This window comes from Streptomyces flavofungini (assembly GCF_041028215.1).
Taxonomy (GTDB): Bacteria; Actinomycetota; Actinomycetes; order Streptomycetales; family Streptomycetaceae; genus Streptomyces; species Streptomyces flavofungini_B.
Window position 1 is genome coordinate 1 of record NZ_JASKYR010000706.1, and the last position, 3,375, is coordinate 3,375.

At 73.0% G+C, this 3,375-nt stretch carries 3 protein-coding genes; 2 read left to right on the forward strand and 1 reads right to left on the reverse strand.

Annotated features, from left to right (window positions below; all coding sequences use genetic code 11):
• Window positions 1-119 precede the first annotated feature (119 nt).
• The gene (locus tag AB8Z36_RS32860; protein ID WP_369217042.1) at window positions 120-599 is read left to right on the forward strand and encodes an SsgA family sporulation/cell division regulator; all 480 of its coding nucleotides are present in this window, start codon (window positions 120-122) and stop codon (window positions 597-599) included.
• A 31-nt stretch (window positions 600-630) separates the two neighbouring features.
• Here AB8Z36_RS32860 and AB8Z36_RS32865 read toward each other — a convergent pair whose 3' ends face one another.
• Window positions 631-2,001, reverse strand: a complete 1,371-nt coding sequence (locus tag AB8Z36_RS32865) for an FAD-binding oxidoreductase (RefSeq protein ID WP_369217043.1) — start codon at window positions 1,999-2,001, stop codon at window positions 631-633.
• A gap of 97 nt (window positions 2,002-2,098) precedes the next feature.
• On the opposite strand from AB8Z36_RS32865, the gene AB8Z36_RS32870 reads away from it, so the two are divergent.
• A partial coding sequence (locus tag AB8Z36_RS32870) for a tetratricopeptide repeat protein (protein WP_369217044.1) occupies window positions 2,099-3,375 on the forward strand: 1,277 nt, incomplete at its 3' end.

The window sequence follows — 3,375 nt, forward strand, 5'->3', positions numbered from 1 at the left end:
CCCCTSTKCGCACTCGTTCGGAGAAACTTGGCCGAACCCGCGTAACGCCCGGCCGCTGCCGCGCTCTCCACTCGTACGGGTCCGCTCCGGGACCCCGTAGGGGAAGGAAACGCAGCGACATGCACTCCGTGGTGGAACGCGAACTCGAACTCAAACTGGTCGTGTCACCGGAACGGGCCGTATCTGTTCCGGCGAGGCTCACCTACCGCACCGACGATCCCTACGCCGTCCACATCGCCTTTCACATCGGCTCCGAGCACCCCGTGCACTGGACGTTCGCCCGTGAGCTGCTCGTCGAGGGGGTGTTCCGGCCGTGCGGCCACGGTGATGTGCGGGTCTGGCCGACGAAGGTGGACGGCCGCGCCGTCGTCCTGATGGCGCTGACCTCGCCCGACGGCGACGCCCTGCTCGAAGCCCCGGCGACGGCCGTCTCCGCCTGGCTGGAGCGGACCCTGCGGGTGGTCCCTCCGGGCTCTGAGGGCGGGCGGCTCGGCATCGACGACGGCCTCGCCGAGCTGCTCGCGCCCGCCTCCGGCCGCGCGGACGAGCTGTGGCTGCGCGACCCGTGGCCCTCGGACGAGTCCAAGGACGGTGAGTGAGCCCCGCCGCCACGGGGGCGACGGGGACGGGTCAGAAGAGCTTGCCCGGGTTGAGCAGGGAGTGGGGGTCGAAGGCCGCCTTCACGGCGCGCTGCATCTCCACTCCCACCGGGCCGATCTCCCGCGCGAGCCACTCCTTCTTCAGCACCCCGACGCCGTGCTCGCCGGTGATGGTGCCGCCGAGTTCGAGGCCGAGGGCCATGATCTCGTCGAAGGACTCGCGGGCGCGCCTGCCCTCGTCGGGGTCGGCCGCGTCGAAGCAGACGGTGGGGTGGGTGTTGCCGTCGCCCGCGTGCGCGCACACCCCTATGGTCAGGCCGTACTTCTCGCCGATGCGCCGCACGCCGTCGAGCATGTCCGCGAGCTTCGAGCGCGGCACACAGACGTCGTCGATCATCGTGGTGCCCTTGACCGCTTCGAGGGCCGTGAGCGAGAGCCGCCGCGCGTGGAGCAGCAGTTCCGACTCGGCGGCGTCCTCGGCGGGGACGACCTGGGTGGCGCCCGCGGCCTCGCAGAGCGCGCCGACGGCGGCGAGGTCTGCCGTGGGGTCGGGGGTGTCGAAGGCGGCGAGCAGCAGCGCCTCGGTGGTCTCCGGCAGGCCCATGCCGGCCAGGTCGTTGACGGCCTTGACCGTCGTACGGTCCATGAGTTCGAGCAGGGAGGGCACATGGCCGCCCTCCATGATCGCGCAGATCGCGTCGCAGGCGGCCTCGGCCGAGCCGAACTCGGCGGCGAGCACGAGCTGTTGCGGGGGCTGCGGCTTCAGGGCGAGGACCGCGCGGACGACGATGCCGAGGCTGCCCTCGGAGCCGACGAAGAGACGCCTGAGGTCGTAGCCCGCGACGCCCTTGGCGGTGCGCCGTCCGGTGCTCATGAGACGGCCGTCGGCGAGGACGACGTCGAGTCCGAGCACGTACTCGGCCGTGACCCCGTACTTGACGCAGCACAGGCCGCCGGAGGCGGTGCCGATGTTCCCGCCGATGGTGCACGTCTCCCAGCTGGAGGGGTCCGGCGGGTAATAGAGGCCGTGTTCGCCGACCGCGCGGGAGAGCGCCGCGTTGACGACGCCCGGTTCGACGACCGCGATGCGGTCGACGGGGCTGATCTCCAGGATGCGGTCCATCTTGATCAGGGACAGCACGATGCAGCCCTCGCTCGCGTTCGCGGCGCCGGACAGGCCGGTGCGGGCGCCTTGCGGCACCACGGGGACGCGCAGTTCGGTGGCGGTGCGCATGACGTGCTGCACCTGTTCGACGGTGCGCGGCAGGACCACGGCGGCGGGCATGCCCGCCTCGCAGAAGCTCGCCATGTCGTGGGCGTACGCGGACGTGACGTCGGGGTCCGTGAGGACCGCCTCGGCGGGCAGTCCCTCCTGGAGGAGTTCGATGAGGGTGCGGCTCATGATCACAGCCTCGCACCCCCCGCCATCGGTGTGAACCCGTGTGCGACGCCGTTCCCCCTGCCGGGGTGTGCTCTTCGTATTGACGCACAGTGACTCCATGAAGCTCTCCCTGAACCATGTGCTCGTGGCCTCCGTCGCGGGGAGTCTCGTGCTCGGCGGCGTCCTGGTGCTCGCGTCCCCGGACGACGGAAGACCGGCCCGGCCCGCGCTCGGCCCCTCGGGGCGCGCGATGGCGGCCGTGGGGGCGGGCAGACCCGCCGCGCTCCCCGACCTGACGGCGCTCATCGGAGAGCGCGAGGCGCATCTGCGGGCGCACCCCGGTGACGGGCATTCCTGGGCGGTGCTCGGCTCAGCGTATGTGGCGCGGGGCGAGCGGACCGCCGACTTCCGGTACTACCCGAAGGCCGACAAGGCGCTGCGGACCTCCCTCAAGGCCATGCCCGGGCGCAATCCGGAGGCGCTGACGGGCCTCGCCGCGCTCGCCAACGTGCGGCACGACTACCGTGCCGCGCGCGGCTTCGCCGAGCGGGCGGCGCACCAGGCGCCCAAGCGGTGGACGGTCTACCCGGCACTGATCGACGCCTACTGCGGGCTCGGTGACATCAAGGCCGCCGACAAGGCCCTGGACAAGCTGAAGGCCCTGGGCCCGCGCTCGGCCGTCAAGGTGCGCGCCGGGTGGTTCTACCGTGACCGCGGCTGGCGCGAGGACGCCGATTCCGCCCTCTCCTCGGCCGTGGCGCTCGCCGGCACCCCCGCCGAGCGGGCGGCGGCCTCGTACCGCGTCGGGGAGATGGCGTGGGAGCGCGGCGAGCCGAAGGTGGCGCTGCGCCACTACGCGGCCGCGCTCGACGCCGACCCCGACCACCACGCCTCGCTCGCGGGCAGGGGCCGCGCGCTCGCGGCGCTCGGCCGCACCTCGGAGGCGCTGCACGCCTACCGCTCGGCGCTCACCCGGCAGCCGATGCCGCAGTACGCCCTGGAGCTCGGCGAGCTGTACCAGTCGCTGAAGCTGCTGCCCGCCGCGCGGGCGCAGTACGACGTGCTGCGCACCCGGGTGCGCGAGGAGAGCGCGGGCGGCGTCAACGACCAGCGCGTCCTCGGCCTCTACGAGGCGGACCACGGGGACGCGGAGGTGGCGGTGCAGCGGCTCACGGCGGAGTACGCGGTGCACCGCAATCCGGAGACGGCGGACGCGCTCGGCTGGGCACTGCACCGGGCCGGGGAGGGCGAGCGGGGCCTGAAGCTCGTCACGAAGGCGATCAAGAAGGGGCCGCGCAGCGCGCTCTTCGCCTACCACCGGGGCGAGATCGAGCGGCAGCTCGGCCGGTACGGGGCGGCGCGCCGCCACCTCGGCGAGGCGCTGCTCATCAACCC